This window comes from Candidatus Symbiopectobacterium sp. NZEC127 (assembly GCF_025962675.1).
Taxonomy (GTDB): Bacteria; Pseudomonadota; Gammaproteobacteria; order Enterobacterales; family Enterobacteriaceae; genus Symbiopectobacterium.
On record NZ_JAGFPG010000001.1, the window covers coordinates 996,188 to 1,015,632 of the forward strand.

The following is a 19,445-nucleotide window of genomic DNA, read 5'->3' on the forward strand; positions in this document are numbered from 1 at the left end:
ATAACGTGAGGAATTGTGATGAAAAAAAGTAATTTACCCAAAATTGGCATTCGTCCGGTGATCGATGGGCGTCGTATGGGGGTGCGAGAATCGCTCGACGTGCAAACCATGAATATGGCAAAAGCCACCGCCGCGTTGATTACCGAAAAACTCCGTCATGCCAACGGTGCGAATATTGAGTGTGTGATTGCGGATACCTGCATTGCTGGCATGGCGGAATCCGCCGCCTGCGAAGAAAAATTCAGCAGCCAGAACGTTGGCGTCACCATTACCGTAACGCCGTGCTGGTGTTACGGCAGTGAAACCATCGATATGGATCCCCTGCGCCCGAAAGCCATCTGGGGCTTCAACGGCACTGAACGTCCGGGGGCGGTTTATCTGGCTGCGGCGCTGGCCGCACACAGCCAGAAAGGCCTTCCCGCATTCTCCATTTATGGTCATGACGTTCAGGATGCCAACGACACCTCGATTCCTGCCGACGTTGAAGAAAAACTGCTGCGCTTCACGCGTGCCGGTTTGGCCGTTGCCAGCATGAAAGGCAAAAGCTATCTCTCGGTCGGCGGTGTCTCGATGGGCATTGCCGGTTCCATCGTCGATCATAATTTCTTCGAATCCTGGCTCGGCATGAAAGTCCAGTCCGTCGATATGACAGAACTGCGCCGCCGTATCGATCACAAGATCTATGATGAGGCCGAACTGGAAATGGCCTTAGCCTGGGCGGATAAACACTTCCGCTATGGCGAAGACAAGAATGCGCAGCAGTATAAACGTAACGCCGAGCAGAGCCACGCCGTGCTGAAAGAGGGCCTGCTGATGGCAATCTGTATCCGCGACATGATGCAAGGCAATAAGACGCTGGCGGAAAAAGGTCTGGTGGAAGAATCGCTCGGCTATAACGCCATCGCGGCGGGTTTCCAGGGACAACGCCACTGGACCGATCAATACCCCAATGGTGACACCGCTGAGGCGTTGCTGAACAGCTCGTTTGACTGGAATGGCGTGCGTGAACCTTTTGTCGTGGCCACTGAAAACGACAGCCTTAACGGTGTTGCGATGTTGCTGGGCCATCAGCTAACCGGAACTGCCCAGGTGTTTGCCGATGTGCGCACCTACTGGTCACCGGAGGCGGTTAAACGAGTGACGGGTCAGTCACTGAGCGGTTTGGCCGAGCATGGCATCATCCACCTGATCAACTCCGGCTCTGCCGCACTGGATGGTTCCTGCGCGCAGCGCGACAGCGAAGGCAAACCGACCATGAAGCCACACTGGGAAATCACCCAGCAAGAGGCCGACGCCTGCCTGGCCGCCACAGAGTGGTGCCCGGCGATCCATGAATACTTCCGTGGTGGCGGCTACTCTTCTCGCTTCCTGACCGAAGGCGGTGTGCCGTTTACCATGACACGAGTCAACATCATCAAGGGGCTCGGGCCGGTATTGCAGATTGCTGAAGGCTGGAGCGTCGAATTGCCCAAAACCGTGCACGACCAGCTTGATGCACGCACCGACTCCACATGGCCCACAACCTGGTTTGCCCCACGCCTCACCGGCAAGGGCCCCTTCACCGATGTCTATTCGGTGATGGCGAATTGGGGCGCGAACCACGGCGTGTTGACCATCGGTCACGTGGGTGCCGATTTCATCACCCTCGCCGCGATGTTGCGGATCCCGGTGTGCATGCACAACGTGGATGAAGCCAACATCTATCGACCTTCGGCGTGGGCGGCGCACGGCATGGATAGCGAGGGTCAGGACTATCGCGCCTGCCAGAATTACGGCCCGATCTACAAACGTTAATCCGTCACGCCCTCCGGCCGTAGGGAGGGCGTCTTTTTTGTTTCAGGAGCGGTTATGAAACAAGACGTTATGCTGGTGCTCGACTGTGGTGCCACCAATGTGCGAGCCATCGCCGTCAATCGCCAGGGAAAAATCATCACGCGCGCCTCGGTTGCCAATGCCAGCGAACGCGCCGCAGAAAATGGCAACTGGCATCAATGGTCGCTGGAGGCAATTTTGCAACGCTTTGCCGACTGTTGCAGAAAAATCAGCGCAGAGCTGGCAGCGTGCCGTATTCGCGGCATCACGGTAACCACCTTCGGTGTGGACGGTGCACTCGTTGATAAACAGGGTGAATTGCTCTATCCGGTCATCAGTTGGAAATGCCCGCGCACGGCGGCCATCATGGAAGATATCCGCCGCGTTATGCCACCGCAGCAGCTTCAGGAGATTTCCGGCGTCGGGGCTTTCAGTTTCAATACCTTGTACAAGCTGGTGTGGCTTAAACAACATCACCCGCAGTTGCTGGCGCAGGCACACGCCTGGCTGTTTATTTCCTCGCTGATCAACCAGCGTTTAACCGGCGAATTCACCACCGATATCACCATGGCCGGCACCAGCCAGATGTTGGACATTCAGCAACGTGACTTCAGCCCGAAAATTTTGCAGGCAACCGGCCTCCCTCGCCGCCTGTTTCCACGCCTGGTGGCGGCCGGCGACGTGATTGGCACACTGCGGCCAGCGGCGGCAAACACACTGGGGTTGCCGGCGGGAATCCCGGTTATCGCTACCGGGCACGATACCCAGTTCGCGCTGTTTGGTGCTGGCGCAGACCAAGATGAACCGGTGCTCTCTTCAGGTACATGGGAAATTCTGATGGTGCGCAGCGCAGCGGTAGACACACGGCTGCTTAGTCAACATCCTGGTTCGACCTGCGAATTGGATAGCCAGACTGGCCGTTTTAACCCCGGCATGCAATGGCTGGCGTCCGGGGTGTTGGAGTGGGTGCGTAAGCTGTTGTGGACACCAGAAACCCCGTGGCAGACGTTAATTGACGAGGCGGGCCTGATTCTGGCCGGCGCCGAAGGCGTCAAAATGCACTGCAACCTGCTCAACGGTCAGAATGCGGGCTGGCAAGGCGTGACGCTCAATACCACGCGCGGGCATTTCTATCGCGCCGCGTTGGAAGGGTTGACCGAACAGCTACAGAGAAATCTGCATACGCTGGAAAACATTGGTCACTTTAGCGCAAAAGAGTTATTGCTGGTCGGCGGAGGCAGCCGCAACACGCTGTGGAATCAGATCAAAGCCAACCTGCTCAACATCCCGATCAAAGTGCTGGATGAGGCTGAAACCACGGTCATCGGTGCCGCCCTGTTCGGCTGGTACGGCGTGGGTGAATTTGCCAGCCCGGAGCTGGCGCGAGCGCAGATACACTATCAATACCGCTATTTCTATCCGCAAACCGAACCCGAATTTACCGAGGAAGCGTGAGATGCTTAAAACAATTTCGCCATTAATTTCTCCCGATTTACTGAAAGTGCTTGCCGAAATGGGGCACGGAGATGAAATCATTTTTTCCGATGCCCATTTCCCGGCTCACAGTCTGGGTCCGCAGGTGATTCGCGCCGACGGTCTACGGGTCAGCGATTTGCTGCACGCCATCATTCCGCTGTTTGAGTTGGACAGCTATGCGCCACCGTTGGTGATGATGGCGGCGGTGACCGGCGATAGTCTCGATCCTGAGGTTGAAGCACGCTATCGCAACGCGCTGTCGCGGCAAAGCCCCTGCCCTGATATCACACGCATCGACCGATTTGCTTTTTATCAGCGGGCGCAAAAAGCCTTTGCGATCGTTATCACAGGCGAACGCGCCAAGTACGGAAATATTCTTTTAAAAAAAGGAGTAACGCCGTAATCTCATGCCAGAACGCCCGCCTGATGTGGGCGTTCTGCGAAATGATGGGGTGAGAGAGAATGAAAGCGGCACGCCAGCACGCAATCGTCGAACTGCTGATGAATCAAAACAGCCTGACCACCGAAGCCTTGTCGCTACAGTTGAATGTCAGTAAGGAAACCGTTCGTCGCGATCTCAGCGAACTGCAATCGCAAGGGAAAGTGTTACGTAAACACGGTCGCGCCAAGGTCATTCATCGCGAAAGCCACGACAGCGGCGATCCCTTTCATATCCGACTCAAAAGCCACTATGCTCACAAGGCGGATATCACCCGTGAGGCGCTCGCCTGGATCGAGCCGGGAATGGTGATTGCACTGGATGCCAGCTCCACCTGCTGGTATCTGGCTCGCCAGTTGCCCGATGTTGAGATTCACGTATTTACCAATAGCCAGCCGGTATGCCAGGAGTTGAGTAAGCGCGAGCACATTCAGCTCACCTGCTCAGGCGGCACCTTGCAGAGAAAGTATGGCTGCTACGTCAATACGTCACTGATCTCACAGCTTAAATCGCTCGACATCGATCTGTTTATTTTCTCCTGCGAGGGCATCGACAGCAATGGGGTACTGTGGGACTCCAATGCCATCAACGCCGACTTTAAATCAGTATTGCTCAAGCGCGCCTCGCAGTCGTTATTGCTGCTCGACAAGAGTAAGTTTGATCGCTCCGGCGAAGCACAGATTGGGCATCTTGATGATGTGACACACATTATTTCTGATGCCAATGCCGGGGCTAGCGCAGTGGCAAAAGCACTCTGAGTGTGGTGCCCTTGCCTCCTTAACGCTGCGCTGACAAGCATTATTGTGGGTCAAGCAACGGGTATCGGCTCTCGACAGGGCGCAAACACATCCAGTTCGGGTTGGTACACGGTGCTATGAACATCAAACAAGCCCAACAGGGAATGATACAAATTGTCGTGACTGTAGTCCTTGCTGTCGGCGTTTTTCCGCAGACAAGCGAGGTTAAGGTGGGCTTGTTGGGCAAATGTCGGTGAGAACCACATCACCATCGGCACCTGCGTTTGCTCCTTAGGCGCAATGATATAAGGCGTCCCGTGCAAATACATCCCTCGCTCTCCCAGTGACTCGCCGTGATCGGAAACGTAAATCATGGCTACATCACGCTGCTCGGAATAGTGTTGCAACACGTCAATGGTTTTGCCCAGCATCCGGTCGGTGTAGACCAGCGTGTTGTCGTAAGTGTTGGTGAGCGCTTCATTGGTGCACTTCTGGATCTGATTGCTGTCACAGGTGGGGCTGAAGGTTTTGTCTTGTGCCGGGTAGCGTTCGAAGTACGTTGGACCATGGCTGCCCAGTTGGTGCAACACGATCAGCATATCACCCTGCCTGGCATCAATGCGGGCGCTGAGTTGGTGCAGCAGCACATCGTCATAACAGGTTCCATCCTTGTTGACACATTGCTCGACAATGTTCAGCGTCGGCATATCCTCGGAAGGCACGCGCGCGCAGACCCCTTTACACCCCCCGTTGTTATTGTTGCGCCACAAGAGGTGTATGCCGGTGCGTTGCAGGATGTCGAGCAGATTCTCTTCGGTGGCTGCACGCACTTCATCGTATTGCGAACGGGTCATACGCGAGAACATACAGGGCAGAGAAATGGCAGTGGCCGTACCGCAGGATGAGACATGTTTAAAACTGATGATGTCTTCGCGCTGCGACAAGGATGGATTGGTCGCACGCGGATAACCATTAAGCTCAACGTTCTGCGCTCGCGCCGTTTCGCCCACCACGACAATCACCAGCTTGGGGCGCTGACCAGCCGCCGCCGCAGGACGTGTGGCATCTGCGGCCACAATCCGCAACAACTGTGATTTCGTACGTTTCAGGTAACGTTTCAGGTAACCGTTGGTGTTGCGCACCACGTTAAAGGGCAGCGCTTGATCCTTGATTTGCAGATTGTTGCGCAGCAGCGAGGCGTAGTCTTTGTAGAACGCCATGGTCACCACGGCCAGCACCGCGACTGTCACCAGTACATTGCCAAGCCACCACAGCACGGCTTGCGACAGCCGCCCGGTCTTTTGGGTCGGCAAGCACACCATCGCTACCGCAGGCAACACGCCAAGCGCAATAATGGTGAGCAGCAGGGGGATGGAAAAGTACGAGGTGAGTTCTGCCTGATTGGTCTCGAACACGTTCTGTATCATGCTGCGATCGATTAACACGTTGTAATAGAGCATGAAGTAGCTGCAACTGGCACTGATGACAACCAGCAACGCCAGCAGCGGTTTGCGCACATACGGCAAGACCAAAACCGGCGTGAGCAATAGATTGAAAAGGCAAAAAAAGAACACCGGTAGGCTAATAAAGAACAGTAAACTGTGGAGACTGTTGACTTCCACGTTGGACCATAGCGTTTGCCATAGCGCCACGTTACCCACGGTGGTGAAGAACAATGCGGCTACCCAGGTCAGTTGTACCGAGTTGAACCGCAGGGATATCAGATATTTATACACGCGCAATTCCCAACGAATAAAGAGTCTGCGCAGTATCAAAAAGTGGATGTCAGGAAGTTGTTAAGATGCCGTTTATCTTTTTAGGATGCCGATGACCCATGACACGCCTGCTTATCATTGAAGACAACCCAGAGCTGGTGGCAAATCTGTACGATTTTTTTGAGCCGCTGGGCTATGTGCTGGACGATGCGCGTGACGGAGCCACAGGTCTGCACATGGCTACGCAGAATGATTATGACGCCATTTTGTTGGATCTGATGCTGCCGCGGCTGGACGGTATGACGCTATGCAGCAAACTCCGGGTGGAATTTCAGAATCCCGTGCCGGTACTGATGCTGACCGCACGCGATCCCGTAGAAGACCGCGTACAGGGCTTGGCGCTGGGTGCCGACGATTATCTGGTCAAGCCCTTTTCACTCAAGGAACTTGACGCCCGCATCAAGGCACTGGTGCGACGTGCCCAAGGCCGACAGGTAGAAGGCACACTGGTCTGGGAAGACTTGCTGGTGGACACTCGCGCACCGCAGGCATGGCGCCAGGGCCAGACCATCAACCTGACCCCTACCACGCATAAATTGCTGCTGTGTCTGGTACGCGCCGCACCTGCCGTGGTTAAAAAACAGCAGATGGAATACCTGCTGTGGGGCGACGAACCACCTGAAAGTGGTGCGTTGCGCACGCACATTCATGACCTGCGCCTGCGAATTGACAAAAACTTCACATCTGCTCTGATAGAAACGGTGCATGGCGTCGGTTTACGTCTCCATGCGCCCGGGGAGGTTACGCCGGAATTATCACACAGCGAGTAGAACCACCATCATGAAATCCCTTTACCAGCAGATGACGCTCAAGACACGCATTACGATTTCGTTTGTACTGCTGATGGTGGCCGTCATGGGGTTTGTGGTTATCGCGGAGCAACTTGATTACGATGAGTTGCGATCGTATGTGATCGAGAAGAGCCTGCGCGAAGAGATGCCTCGGCTGGAAACGGCTATTACCAACGGTACGCCTCCCCCCCTGCCTGAAGGCAGCCAGTTTTATGATACGCAAACTGTACCCGATGCCCTGCGCCACTACGCTCCGGGCTATCACCGCCTGGAAAAACCCGACCATTGGTATCTGCTGGTGTTTGAACTCGATGTTCAACGTTACTACCTGTTACAGGATGGCAAATACTACTGGTTTTTAGAGTACATGATTGACGGCTTCGCGCCGCTGGTGATCCTGCTGTGTATTCTGTGCGCGTTCTGGATTGGCCGATTGACCTCGGCGCGCGTTACCGCCCCGATTACGCGTCTGGCCGACGTGGTACAGCGCAAGCAGAAGCCCTTACCGTTTCAGGATGCCAGCGACGAAATCGGCGTGCTGGCGCGCGCATTTGCGCAACACAGCGATGAACTGGAGCAGTTTCTGCACCGTGAGCGATGCTTTGTGAGCGATACCAGCCATGAATTGCGCACTCCTCTGGCTATCATTGGCGGCGCGGCGGAAACCATCGTGCACCAATTGCCTGCTGACAGTCACTTGATACCCAGCGCGGAACGCATCGTGCGTACCACGCAGGAAATGCAGCGCCAACTGACCTGTCTGTTGCTGCTGTCACGCGATCCGCAAACCCTGGCTCGAACCGACGTGCCACTGCGTCCGTTGATCGAGGAATGTATTACACGCTGCCAACCCTGGCTGGCAAAAAAACCCGTGGCACTGATTCTGGATGCAGCGCAAACGCCCCATCTGCACACCAATGCTGAACTGGCGCGCAGTGTTATCTGGAACCTGCTGCGCAATGCCTGCCAGTACACGGCGCAAGGTGAAGTGCGCATTGCCCTTAATGACAGTACGCTTGTCATTTCTGACACCGGTCCTGGCCTACCGCCCAGCATCGATCCGCAGCAGTTTCAGCGCTTTCTGCCCAGTGCGCATCAACGTGGCGAAGGACTGGGCTTGTCCATTGTGCAACGCATCGTGGAGCATCTGGGTTGGCGCATGCAGGTCGATAGCTCGGAAACAGGCTGTCGCTTTACGCTGGAAATGCGCCGTAGCGATTGACGCATTTCCCCCACAGCTAAAAAATTACTGTTTGGTGCACATCGCTTCTCCCGGTGACTTAAAGTCTCCGCACTGCCATTCATTCACCCCATCAGAAATAACGTTCTCATCGACGGTCACCTTGCTCGCATCCAGTCCGGCTAACCGTTCTGGCTCAATTTTCACGAACCAGACTGATTTACCGTCGGTGACAACATAATCGGATAATGCTTTAAGGTTTTTCACATCGGTATCCGCTGTAAAAATCGGGAACGGTTTACCGTAAATATAAAAACCTTTTTTATCCGCCGTCACACTGAATGAAAGACAGGTAAAGGTGCTTGCATCCAACTCGCTGTTTTTTTCACCACGAAAATAAAGTGCATCATCAATAGTGGCCCAGCCAAAACATTGCTCAAAAATGTTAACGCTTTTTTTATAGGGTACGATGGCTGAATTACTTTCTCTGAAATAATAGTGTTTTTTATCGAAGGCCTGATTCGTTCCTTTTGTCTGGAACGTCGCAACGTCAGCGCCTTTTAACACCGAACCGTCACGCATAAAGATGTGTTTGCCATCGCTGAAGAAGGGAAAATCCAGGGCTTCAAATTTCTTCCAGTCGATGTTAACGGTCATTTTATTGCAATAGGCGTAGGTTCCGACTTCACTAACCAGATAGGAATCAATTGCTTTGGCGTTCTCCGGGTTAAATGCCTTGGGCAAGGCAGTCGCATTGCAGTAATAGGTGTCGTTCGCTTTTCCTACCCCAAACGCCGTATCGGAATAGATCACCGAGAAACTCTCCGGCTTGACATTTTTCATCGGCACAGCGGGAAGATTCGCGGCACTTTGATAGTGCAATACACCGTCAATCACTTTATACGGGTATTTCACATTGCTATAGGTGACCGCAGTTTTTTCTGCGGCAATAGCGGATAAGTGAACGATGCCAAACACCCCACCAATGAGTGCCATACATAAATTAAGAGTTCCTTTTCTCACGATCTTTATCTCCTTTTAAAGGTTCACACCAGAAAATAATATCCCTACCAGAGGAGAAATGTTTTTCCTGGGTATAATTTGCCGCGATAAAATATCAATTTCCGCACATAGCGTAAATTATAAAAGGCACATTAAGCATATCTAAAGCAAATCCACACAAACGCTAATGCCTAATGTTTTACAAACACAAAAATACAGAATAAAACACCAGTGGCAGTGATTTTAATGAGGTAATATAGTTAACACCACGTATACGGTAAAAACAGCATTTCCTCGCTATACTTCCTCACTCCCTCAAAAACACACAAGGAGTACGCATGAAAATTTGGCCAATCCTTACCGGTGTCGCGCTATCACTGGCGCTGGTTGCTTGCAAGTCGCCCTCGCCCCCCAAAGGCGTAACGCCTGTTGCCAATTTTGATGCCGAGCGTTATCTGGGGAAATGGTATGAAATAGCGCGTTTGGAAAACCGTTTTGAGCGAGGTTTGCAACAGGTTACGGCAACCTATGGAAAACGCAGTGACGAGGGGCTAAGCGTGCTGAATCAAGGCTACGATCCGCTTAAGAAACAGTGGAAATCGAGCGAAGGCAAAGCCTATTTCACCGGTAAAGCCACAACGGCGGCGCTCAAGGTTTCCTTTTTTGGTCCCTTTTATGGGGGATATAACGTCATCGCGCTGGATGACGATTACCAATACGCGCTGGTCAGTGGGCCAAACCGCGATTACTTATGGATCCTGTCGCGCACGCCTGAACTCCCGGCTGAGGTAAAACAAAATTATTTGTCTATTGCGAGAACCCTCGGTTTCGCGGTGGATAATCTGGTTTGGGTTAATCAGCAGCCGCACTGATATCACTGGCAGTGATCCATCAGCGAAGATCGCGCAAGCCGGTTCTTCGCTGATACACGGCGTCTTTCACGCTGGGCTCACGCACCGCTCGCCGAGCCATGCCAACCATGGCGCCCAATGGTGCGTGGTTTTGGTTGAAAGCTGCAATACCTCACTCCCCGGAGCCAACAGCGCCACTTCCTCGCGCACGCGCTCAGGACTGAAATCGTCAAAATAGGGCAATAGATCCACCTTGGTCACCAGCACCGCTTCCGCCTGGCGGAACATCACCGGGTATTTTTCCGGTTTGTCATCCCCTTCCGGCACGGACAGTAGCACCACGTTGTGGTGTTGACCGAGATCGAAGCTGGCCGGGCACACCAGATTGCCCACGTTTTCGATAAACAATATGTCCACCGGCTCACAACAGAGCGTTTGCCAGGCGGTATTGACCATTTGCGCATCAAGATGGCAGGCCATCCCCGTCGTGATTTGCACTACCGGGATACCTTTGCGGCGCAGGCGTAAAGCATCGTTTTCGGTTTCCAAATCTCCTTCTATCACCGCCACTTTTACACCGCGCGCCGTAAGCTGTTCGATGGTGACCTCCAGCAGCGACGTCTTACCGCTGCCCGGCGATGACATCAGGTTGAACACCCGCGTGCCGTGCGCGTCAAATTGCCGACGGTTCTGCGCCGCCCGGTCGTTATTCTCCTGCAACAGGTTCTGCATCACCGCCAGCGTGCGCGGTTCAACGGCTTTGAATGGCCTTATCGCCCGGATGGTGCCGTTGGCTAAGCGCAGTTGGCTGGCAAGCGGGATATTGCAGCCACAGTTATCACACATGGTGTCACCCTCGCCCCGTTAGCCGCGCAGTGAGACAGGCTTGAGTTGCTGCGCCATCACGTTAAGTTTTTCACTCACCGCGGTCATCTGCGCAATAACCTCGCGGCACTGTTGTGCCAGTTCGCTTTGCCCTTCCGTTTCCAGCGCGCGCAGGTATTTTTCCATCTCTGCGATATGTTCGTCGTTGTGTTCAATCCAGTGCGGCACCAGCACATTGAGTTTTTTCATCAAGGGAATAGCAATCATCGGTGTTCTCCGTTTTGTGTTTCGGCGCTACGCTGAACCAACAGCACTTCGTTGCGCAGGCTATCAATGTATTGAATATCAAAACCGCGCAGCTCGCGCGGCGGCTCAAATAAGGCAGAAAGCGTAATGTTGTGCGGCGTAACCTGAATTGCTGCGATATCGTTCAACGCCTCTTCGCGCCGATCGGCATACCGCAGGCGGACACGCAGTTGGCACATGGGTTAAGCTCCCTGATTCAGGGCGGCGAGACGCTGTTCTATCACGGCAAGTTCCGCCATAAACGCGCCACCAAGATCGTAAGGCGCGCTGCCGCTGAGGTCTGCGTCACGAATGGTGTCATTCAGCGACAGGTAACCCAGCAATTGCGCGGTATTCAGCGCCGAGGCCAAAAAAGCCTTGTCGAAGGGTTTGGCGATTTTACTGCCGACATAGACTACGTTATCAATGCCGATATCGGCGGCCAAGGCACCAATTTGGCGTGCGGTTTGAATGCTGCGTTGGCCCGGCTCCACCACCACAATCAACACATCCACCGCTTCCGCCGTGGAACGGCCCAGATGCTCGATACCGGCTTCCATATCCATGATCACCACATCTTCCCGTTCGAGCAGCAGGTGGCTCATCAAACGGCGCAGCAAGGTATGTTCAGGGCAGACGCAGCCCGTGCCGCCGTGTTCGACGGTTCCCATCAGCAGCAAACGTACTCCGGCGTGCTGCACGCAGTAGGCATCCGGCAGATCGTCTACCTTTGGATTGAGGATAAACAGGCTGCCATACCCGGCACCGGCCCCCGTGCGCTCCGTTGCCAGTGCTTTCATACGGGAAAAAGGTTGCAACAATGCATAGCGTTCGGCCGGAATGCCTATTGCAGAAGCCAGATTGGCATCCGGATCGGCATCAATCGCCAGTACCGGTTTTCCCTGTGCCGCATAGGATCGCGCCAGCAATCCCGCCAGCGTGGTTTTTCCCACGCCGCCTTTACCCGCGATAGCTATTTTCATATCACCCTCGTCAACCGATGTTGCCAGCCAGCCGCCTGATGGCGCTGGCTGGGCAATGCGTTAGATCCCCAGCGCGCGACGCTTCTCTTTCATTACCGCCACCAGTTTCTCGGCGGCCAGTGCGGGATCGGTTTCCACCAGGAAATAGCCACCAAACAGATCTTTAGCCTGCGTGGTGATTAAATCGGTCACTTGCTGCGAACCCGTCACGTGCGGCACCACGCCGAGGTGAGTCGGCAGGCCTAACGCCACGCTCCAACTGGCGATAGCGATGGCTTTTTCCGACATTGCCTCCGGCGCAGAGGCCACCAGCGGCAGATCGCTCAGATCGACATTCAGTTTTTCCGCCAGCGCTGTCGCTAACATCACCGCACGGCTGTTGTCCACGCAGGAGCCCATGTGCAGCACCAACGGCAGCGGCCCTTCTAACCCAGCCGCTACACCCACAGCAGTCAGTACCGCTTTTAAACTGTCACCCGCCCAGCTTTCTGTTGCTTGCGCGTTCATCAACCCGTTCTTGGCGAACGCCCCGGCACCGCAGCCCGTCGCCAGCATCAGTACGTTGTTACGCGCCAGAATTTTGGCAATGGTTTGAAAACTGTCATCCTGTTTGACGCGAGTGGTGTTGCAGCCCGCAAACAGCGCCACGCCGAGAATATTGCCGTTGGCGATATTCTCTACCAGCGGGGCCAGAGGATCGTCCGGATTGAGCGCCGCCAGCGCTTCCATCACCGCTTCGGTGCTGAATCCGACTACCGCCGTCTGCTTGATATCGGGGATTTTGATACGCGTTGCATCGCGGCGACCGTAGGCATCGATGGCATACTGCACAATCTTGCGCGCGGTTTCTCGGGCGTGCTCTTCGTGGAAGCTTACGTGACGTGCACCCGGAATTTTGTTCTCATCCGCGGTGGTGATGAATTCCGTGTGGTAGCACTCGCTGATCGGCGACAAGGACGGCATGATGCACTGCACATCCACCACCATGGCATCCAGCGCGCCGGTGAAAATCGCCATTTCCTGTGACAGATAGTTGGTTGCCAGCGGAATACCGTGACGCATCATCACTTCATTGCCGGTACAACAAATACCCACGATGTTGATGCCTTCGCTGGCTCCGGCATCGCGTGCGATGCTCTGCATTTCGCCAGCCACATCGCAAATCACTTCGCTGAGCAGCGGATTATGGCCGTTCACCGCGATGTTGACCGCCTGCTTTTTGATAACACCGATATTGGCCTGCGTCACCACCGGCGTTGGCGTACCAAACATCGCATCGGACAACTCCGTCGCCAGCACCATGCCATCAAAATCAGACAGCGCGCCGCGAATACCGCCCAGCACCAGATTGGTCGGGTCAGCGTCGCAGCCAATATGGGTGCGCGACATGATTTGCGCCACGGTGGCATCAATGTTGTGCGGCAGCACGCCCAGTTTACCGAGCAGTGACAGGCGTTTAGCCGGCAGAGAGGCATTGAGCCAGTGGCACGGTTTTTTGCTGTCTTGATTCTGGTAATCTTCCAACGTTTTGGTCGCCACATCGTAGGCGATATCGCGCGTGGTGCGTCCCTCTACCTCAATAGCCAGACGTTTAGCGACCGCAATCAACTTTTTCGGATCGCGAATCTGATAATCCGGCAGTTCACCCTTGCCTACGCGCTGCATCGCCAGCGCAATGTGCCGACCGTGCTCCGAGTGACCGGCCGCCCCAGCGGCCATCATGCGAATCAGATTGCGCGCGACGATAGTGTCTTTGGTCGCACCGCAAATACCGTACTGTGGCCCATCGCCAAAGGGATCAACCCGGCAAGGCCCTTTCCAGCAGATACGGCAGCACAGCCCGAGACTGCCGAAACCACATTGTGGTTGTTGCATCTGATGACGATCGAACACCGTGGCAATACCTTCGTGTTCCGCCACCGGACACAAGGCAATGGTGGCGGGATCGCTCGTTCTGGTTTTGATATCCATTACCTTCCCCTTAATGCCAAATCGATATTTTTCTGAGAGTGCGCCAGCTCTTTTGCTCTGGCCTGAATCAATGCCTGACGATAGGTTTGCATATCCACCAGACTGATGGCTTTGGTGGGGCAAGCTTCAATGCAGGCGGTTTGGGTTTTGCCCTGCGCTTCTCGCCAGGTGACGCACAGATCGCATTTTTGTGCCACACCCTGATTAGTGACGCTGTAACCTTTTTGCTGTTCGCTGCGCCGCACGGTGATGGAACCAAACGGGCACACCATCACGCACAGTTTGCACCCCACGCAGTTGGCTTCGTTGATCTGCACTTGCCCATTACTTTGGCGACAAGCGCCGGTGGGACACACCAGTGCGCACGGCGCGTTGTCACACTGACGGCACTGCATCGGCAGGTTGACATCGCCCGCCACCACCACCTTCATCCGGGGATGCAGCGGCAGCTGTTGTTTCACCGCATCAAACAATCCGCTATCGCCACCGTGGCTGACCGCACAGGCCATCTCACAGCTATGGCAGCCAAGGCATCGCTGCGCATTGGCGTAAATCATGACATTTTCCTGTCTTTTCATTTCGTTACCCTCTACCTCAGGCATCAAAACTTTCAATGTAAAGCTCATCGCCCTGAATCAGTCGCACCCTGCGGCTGTGACAACCTGAACATTGAAAATGGAATTTGATCACTTCAAAATCCTCACCGCACGCATCGCAGTGCGCGATGGCTGGCAATGCCTCAATAATCAATTCAGCATGCTCAGCCAGCGTCCCGGCACTGAACGCGTTAAAGCAAAACGCCATCGACTGAGGCTCAACCGCACGCATCTTTCCAATCCTGAGCCGCACGCGGGTTATACGTGTCACCTGATGGCGCTGTGCCTCAGCAAGCAGAATGTTCACCAGTCCCTGCGTTAACGCCGCTTCATGCATGGTGACTTCCTCCCCCGTTGCGCTCAGTCAAGTTCGTCTAACTCACTCAAGGCGATCAGCATTTCGGCCGCTTGTTGTTCATCAAGCCGCGCCATGGCAAACCCCACGTGCACCAAAACCCAGTCACCGATACAGTCCTGAGCGGCATACTGCGGGCCAACCAGACACGCGATGCTGACTTCCCGCTTCACGCCCGCGACCGCCACCACGGCAATCAGATTGGCGGCATCTTTAATTGCCAGAATTTGACCTGGAATACCCAGACACATCGATAACGCCTCCTTTGATTGCCTGAAACACGTATTTTTATTGACTGAGATCATCTTTATTGAGATAAAACCAAACGCAACCATAAAAAATAGTATTTCTGCGCTCACCCCAATACGTCGTATTAATATTCATTCTCAGTTATAAAGTGATGGCGATCATATTTTATTTCTGCGGATGTTAACTTCTTATTAATAACCTTCCGTCTGGGCATCATATTCCCAGTTTTACCCACGAATATCTGTCAGCCAGCCGACAGACAGTGTGGGTAGCATTGATTACATTCACTCCCGCCTATCCGCTCTCTACGTATCGCGAGGAATAAATGGGAGTATCACTGTTCGGCATTCCATTATTAGCCTGGTCTGGAACCTTATTATTATTGGTCGGCGAAATAGTGGCGTTATTGCATTTACGCAATCTCTCCAGACTGCTGTTGTTTTCCACGCTGGCAGAATTGGGATATGTACTGCTGGGATTGGGTTTGAACAATGCGTCAGGCGAAACCGGGGCGTTGTTGCATTTAGGCTTGCAAGCGATTATGCGCCTGTTAACCCTTACCAGCGCCGCCTACCTGATAAAGCGCAACGGCTCCAGCGAACTATCCGTGCTGGCTGGCAGTGGTTCGCGTATGCCTTTGGCATCGTTGCTGTTTGGTTTTGGCTTATTTTCCGTGATGGGACTCTCACCGTTTAAAGGCTCATTCAGCAAATTTCTGATTTTATACGGCGCGATGGAGCAAGGTGAATGGGCCATCGCCGCGGTGGCGACAGTCGCGACTATTTTGGCCTCGGTGTATTATATTATTGTCATTCAGCGCGTCTGTCTGGAGAGGGATGAGAATGTCATTTCAGCGCCCTTTCATTTCGCCACATTACTTTCTCCGCGCTGGCTGATAATGCTGCTACTGACCGCAATCACCATTGCGGTCAGTATTGCGCCAGAACCGTTATTGCATCTTGCCGAGCATTATGCGACACCCTCGATAACCGCAGCGGTGCCCAATTTCGAGACCCCCTGGCATTACTGGATAATAGTGCCCTATGTCGGCGGATTTTTACTCTATGGCTTGGGAGTGATTAATTCCCGATTACGCGATCGGGCTGCCGTCGTTATTGCGCTGGCGACACTGTACGGCGTGTGGCAAATGGATGCCAGCGACAGCCTGTCGCATTTATTCAGCGTCCTGTTCACTGGCCTGATAGCCGTAGTGGTGATCTATTCCCAGGGCTACATGCGCAATGATAAACACGCCAATCGCTATTATTTCTTTCTGTTTTTGATGGCAGGGTCGCTTATCGGCGTCACCACGGCAGGAGATTTCGGTAATTTCTATCTGTTCTGGGAATTGATGACCTGGAGCTCCTATTTTCTGGTGGTGCATGAACGCACGCCACAGGCGCTCAAGGCCGGGCGTAAATATTTCCTGATGTGCTGTACCGGTGCCTATATCATGCATTTCGGCATTCTGGTGTGCCATACCCAGTTTGGCAGCTTTGATATGGCGCTGATCGCCTCACAGGCCGCTCAGCTTACACCGGGATTCGCCACGGTCATTGGCCTCTGTTTTCTCATCGGGCTTGGGGTGAAAGCCGGTTTGTATCCGCTGCACGGCTGGCTGCCTGATGCCCACCCGGTAGCCCCTTCCTCCATTTCCGCACTGATGTCCGGTGTTTTAACCAAGGCTGGCGTCTACGGACTGGCAAAAATCATGCTGGTGGTGCTGGGAACCAGCCTGACCGGGCAGTGGCTCACCGCCGGTGCGCTCCCTGCCTTTGGATTGGCCCTTAGCCTGTTGGGTTGCCTGACGGTGATTTATGGCGAAGTGAAGGCGCTGCGTGAGCAAAACCTGAAACGCATTCTGGCGTTCTCGACGCTGGCACAGGTGGGAGAAATTCTCGCTATGCTCGGGCTGTTGACCAGCCTGAGCGTTGCCGGTGCTTTGTTCCACGTAATAAACCATGCCATTTTCAAAAATCTGTTGTTCCTGGCGGCAGGCGGATTGATCGCGCGCGCCGCCGGTAAACACCTGTCAGACCTGGCCGGACTCGGCAGGGTCATGCCCTTTACCGCGCTGTGCTTTGCCATCGGCGCGTTGGCCGTGATGGGGTTGCCCCCGTTCAGCGGTTTTTACAGCAAATTTTTGATGATCTACGCCGCGGTACACGCCAATGCCGTCACCGTGGCGCTGCTGTTTTTGACAGGCAGCGTGTTGGGGGCAATATATTACCTGCGCATCGTACGCGTGCTGTTCTTCGCCCGTTATCAGGGCACGGGCGTTGTAGAGGAAGCGCCGCTGGCGATGCGTGTGGCTACCGGCCTGTTGGCGGCGCTGGTCGTCCTGGGCGGCGTGTTCCCCGATTACGGGTTACAACACTGGATACAGCCGGCCATTGCGCAGATTGCCTATCATCAAGGTTGGCCCGTCACGCCGCTGCCGACGCTTAATCTGGCGTGGTCGCCCGCCACGACAATCGCGATTATCGGCGCACTGTTGACGTTTTTACTCGGGAAGCGCGCACCGCGTCGTGCGGGAATGCTGGCGGTCGGCGTCATGGCATTGACGCTGGGAGCGGTGCTGTTAGATGCGGGTCGCTACGATCTACTGTCTTACTGGTTTGCCATCTTGATAGCCGGCGTTGGCCTGCTTAACCTGTGCTATGCCATCGGCTATATGGCACACGGCCATAGCCAACACCGCTTTTTCTTCTTCTTCGTATTTATGATCGGTGGCCTGTTAGGGATCACCGCCAGCAAGGATCTGTTCAACTTCTTCGCGTTCTGGGAAATCATGAGCAGTTGGACGCTCTACTTCGTGATTATTCACGATGAGACCGAAGAGGCGTTGCAGGAAGGCTTCAAATACTTCATTTTCAATTTTGTCGGCGCCACCTGCATGTTCCTCGGTGTCGCCATCTTGTGCGCCCACAGCGATGCCTTTAGCTTCGATGCTATTCTCGCTGCCGCTCAACATATGCCGCTTCCCTGGCTCGGTGCCGGATTGTTCCTTTTGCTGTCTGGGTTGCTGATGAAATCAGCGCAACTGCCCTGGCGCATCGACTACCAGATGCACCCCCCGACAGCCCCCACGCCGGTCAGCGGCTACATCTCCGCCGTGCTGCTAAAAAGTGGGATCTATGGCGTGCTCAAGCTGTACGCACTGGGCGGTGCCGGGATGCTGTTTGTTCGGTTCGGCTCACTGGGCGATACCTCTGGCGTGATGTACGGCATCGCGCTGATCGCCACGGTTACCCTGCTTTATGCCGGTGCCATGGCGCTGATCCAGAACGGCATCAAACGACTGTTGATCTACAGCACGGTGAGCCAGTTGGGCTATATCCTGCTCGGGCTGGCGTTAGCCACCCCGGAGGGGATTGCCGGAGGGCTGATGCATCTGGTTAACCATCTGCTGCTCAAAGACATTCTGTTTCTGGCGGCGGGTTGCATCCTGGCGCAGGTGCACGTGGTGAGTCTCGATCAACTTGGCGGGCTGGGGCGTAAAATGCCGATCACTTTTGCACTCTTCCTGTTCGCCGGGCTGTCGCTATCCGGCATTCCACCGCTCAACGGCTTCGCCTCCAAATGGCTCATTTATCAGGCAGCCTTCCAGAGCGGGCACTATCTGCTGGCACTCAGCGCCATGATGTCCAGTCTGTTTACCCTGGCCGCCGTGCTGAAATTCGCCCATGCCGCGTTTATGGGACAGCCAGCCGCACATCTGGAAAACGTCACTGAAGCCCCGCGCTCGATGCTGTTGCCAATGGCCGTGTTGAGCGTGGCGGCGCTGGTCATCAGCCTGCTGCCAGGGGTGTTGTTGGTGCCCATCAGTCATCTGATGGCGCAGGCCGGTCTCGGCCAGATAACGGCCAGTTGGGGCGGTGCATTACCCGGACTTCACGGCTGGCACCCTCTGACTTTGTGGGTGTTGGTGGCGATGGTGGCAGGCTGTGGTGGCGTGTTCTACCGCCTGAGCAACCGCCAGTCGCAGCACATTCATTTACATCAGGGCGGCGTCACCGATATCACTCCCGCGCAAGCGCATGTTCCCGCCTCCGCGCTGTATCAGGCACCGGAACGTTTTATTCGCCTGGCGCTGCACGCCCAGAACAAGGACTAAG

The 19,445-nt window shown here is 54.7% G+C and carries 18 protein-coding genes; 8 read left to right on the top strand and 10 right to left on the bottom strand.

Going from position 1 to position 19,445, the window contains the following annotated elements; translation table 11 throughout:
• Positions 1-18 precede the first annotated feature (18 nt).
• The 4 genes from fucI to fucR are packed head-to-tail and all read left to right on the top strand — an operon-like array spanning position 19 to position 4,485.
• The gene (fucI, locus tag J5069_RS04675; protein WP_264642751.1) at positions 19-1,794 is read left to right on the top strand and encodes an L-fucose isomerase; all 1,776 of its coding nucleotides are present in this window, start codon (positions 19-21) and stop codon (positions 1,792-1,794) included.
• Positions 1,795-1,848: 54 nt separating this feature from the next.
• Positions 1,849-3,267 carry an L-fuculokinase gene (gene fucK / locus J5069_RS04680; RefSeq protein ID WP_264642752.1) on the top strand — a complete coding sequence of 473 codons (1,419 nt, stop codon included), beginning with the start codon at positions 1,849-1,851 and terminating at the stop codon, positions 3,265-3,267.
• 1 nt (position 3,268) lies between these two features.
• Positions 3,269-3,691: an L-fucose mutarotase gene (gene fucU / locus J5069_RS04685; protein ID WP_264642753.1), complete on the top strand. Its 423-nt coding sequence runs from the start codon at positions 3,269-3,271 to the stop codon at positions 3,689-3,691.
• Between the two features lie 59 nt (positions 3,692-3,750).
• Complete coding sequence (gene fucR, locus J5069_RS04690; protein ID WP_264642754.1) at positions 3,751-4,485, top strand: L-fucose operon activator; 735 nt, start codon at positions 3,751-3,753, stop codon at positions 4,483-4,485.
• 50 nt (positions 4,486-4,535) lie between these two features.
• On the opposite strand, the gene J5069_RS04695 is transcribed toward fucR, so the two are convergent.
• The gene (locus tag J5069_RS04695; protein ID WP_264642755.1) at positions 4,536-6,200 is read right to left on the bottom strand and encodes a phosphoethanolamine transferase; all 1,665 of its coding nucleotides are present in this window, start codon (positions 6,198-6,200) and stop codon (positions 4,536-4,538) included.
• Between the two features lie 98 nt (positions 6,201-6,298).
• Here J5069_RS04695 and J5069_RS04700 point away from each other — a divergent pair, with 98 nt between their 5' ends.
• Positions 6,299-7,009 carry a response regulator transcription factor gene (locus tag J5069_RS04700; RefSeq protein WP_264642756.1) on the top strand — a complete coding sequence of 237 codons (711 nt, stop codon included), beginning with the start codon at positions 6,299-6,301 and terminating at the stop codon, positions 7,007-7,009.
• A gap of 10 nt (positions 7,010-7,019) precedes the next feature.
• Positions 7,020-8,252: a sensor histidine kinase gene (locus J5069_RS04705; protein WP_264642757.1), complete on the top strand. Its 1,233-nt coding sequence runs from the start codon at positions 7,020-7,022 to the stop codon at positions 8,250-8,252.
• Between the two features lie 24 nt (positions 8,253-8,276).
• Here J5069_RS04705 and J5069_RS04710 read toward each other — a convergent pair whose 3' ends face one another.
• Positions 8,277-9,233, bottom strand: a complete 957-nt coding sequence (locus tag J5069_RS04710) for a DKNYY domain-containing protein (RefSeq protein ID WP_264642758.1) — start codon at positions 9,231-9,233, stop codon at positions 8,277-8,279.
• 317 nt (positions 9,234-9,550) lie between these two features.
• Here J5069_RS04710 and blc point away from each other — a divergent pair, with 317 nt between their 5' ends.
• The gene (gene blc / locus J5069_RS04715) at positions 9,551-10,084 is read left to right on the top strand and encodes an outer membrane lipoprotein Blc (protein ID WP_264642759.1); all 534 of its coding nucleotides are present in this window, start codon (positions 9,551-9,553) and stop codon (positions 10,082-10,084) included.
• Positions 10,085-10,150: 66 nt separating this feature from the next.
• Here the strand turns inward: blc and hypB are convergent, their stop codons facing one another.
• Genes hypB through J5069_RS04755 form a run of 8 tightly spaced genes read right to left on the bottom strand, consistent with a single transcriptional unit; the run spans position 10,151 to position 15,329 of the window.
• Entirely contained in the window at positions 10,151-10,909 is a 759-nt protein-coding gene (gene hypB, locus J5069_RS04720; protein WP_264642760.1) for a hydrogenase nickel incorporation protein HypB, read from the bottom strand.
• 18 nt (positions 10,910-10,927) lie between these two features.
• Positions 10,928-11,155, bottom strand: coding sequence for a hypothetical protein (locus J5069_RS04725; protein ID WP_264642761.1), 228 nt, complete (start codon positions 11,153-11,155; stop codon positions 10,928-10,930).
• Complete coding sequence (locus J5069_RS04730; protein WP_264642762.1) at positions 11,152-11,373, bottom strand: CooT family nickel-binding protein; 222 nt, start codon at positions 11,371-11,373, stop codon at positions 11,152-11,154. The genes J5069_RS04725 and J5069_RS04730 overlap by 4 nt, the downstream gene beginning before the upstream one ends.
• 3 nt (positions 11,374-11,376) lie before the next feature.
• Positions 11,377-12,156, bottom strand: coding sequence for a carbon monoxide dehydrogenase accessory protein CooC (locus J5069_RS04735; protein ID WP_264642763.1), 780 nt, complete (start codon positions 12,154-12,156; stop codon positions 11,377-11,379).
• Between the two features lie 60 nt (positions 12,157-12,216).
• Positions 12,217-14,127 carry an anaerobic carbon-monoxide dehydrogenase catalytic subunit gene (cooS, locus tag J5069_RS04740; protein ID WP_264642764.1) on the bottom strand — a complete coding sequence of 637 codons (1,911 nt, stop codon included), beginning with the start codon at positions 14,125-14,127 and terminating at the stop codon, positions 12,217-12,219.
• On the bottom strand, positions 14,127-14,705 hold the full coding sequence (locus J5069_RS04745; RefSeq protein WP_264642765.1) for a 4Fe-4S dicluster domain-containing protein: 579 nt from the start codon (positions 14,703-14,705) through the stop codon (positions 14,127-14,129). Before J5069_RS04745 ends, cooS begins: the two co-directional genes overlap by 1 nt.
• 16 nt (positions 14,706-14,721) lie before the next feature.
• Entirely contained in the window at positions 14,722-15,060 is a 339-nt protein-coding gene (hypA, locus tag J5069_RS04750; protein ID WP_264642766.1) for a hydrogenase maturation nickel metallochaperone HypA, read from the bottom strand.
• 23 nt (positions 15,061-15,083) lie between these two features.
• Positions 15,084-15,329, bottom strand: a complete 246-nt coding sequence (locus J5069_RS04755; protein WP_264642767.1) for a HypC/HybG/HupF family hydrogenase formation chaperone — start codon at positions 15,327-15,329, stop codon at positions 15,084-15,086.
• A 323-nt stretch (positions 15,330-15,652) separates the two neighbouring features.
• On the opposite strand from J5069_RS04755, the gene J5069_RS04760 reads away from it, so the two are divergent.
• On the top strand, positions 15,653-19,444 hold the full coding sequence (locus J5069_RS04760) for a proton-conducting transporter membrane subunit (protein WP_264642768.1): 3,792 nt from the start codon (positions 15,653-15,655) through the stop codon (positions 19,442-19,444).
• Position 19,445: the final 1 nt, after the last annotated feature.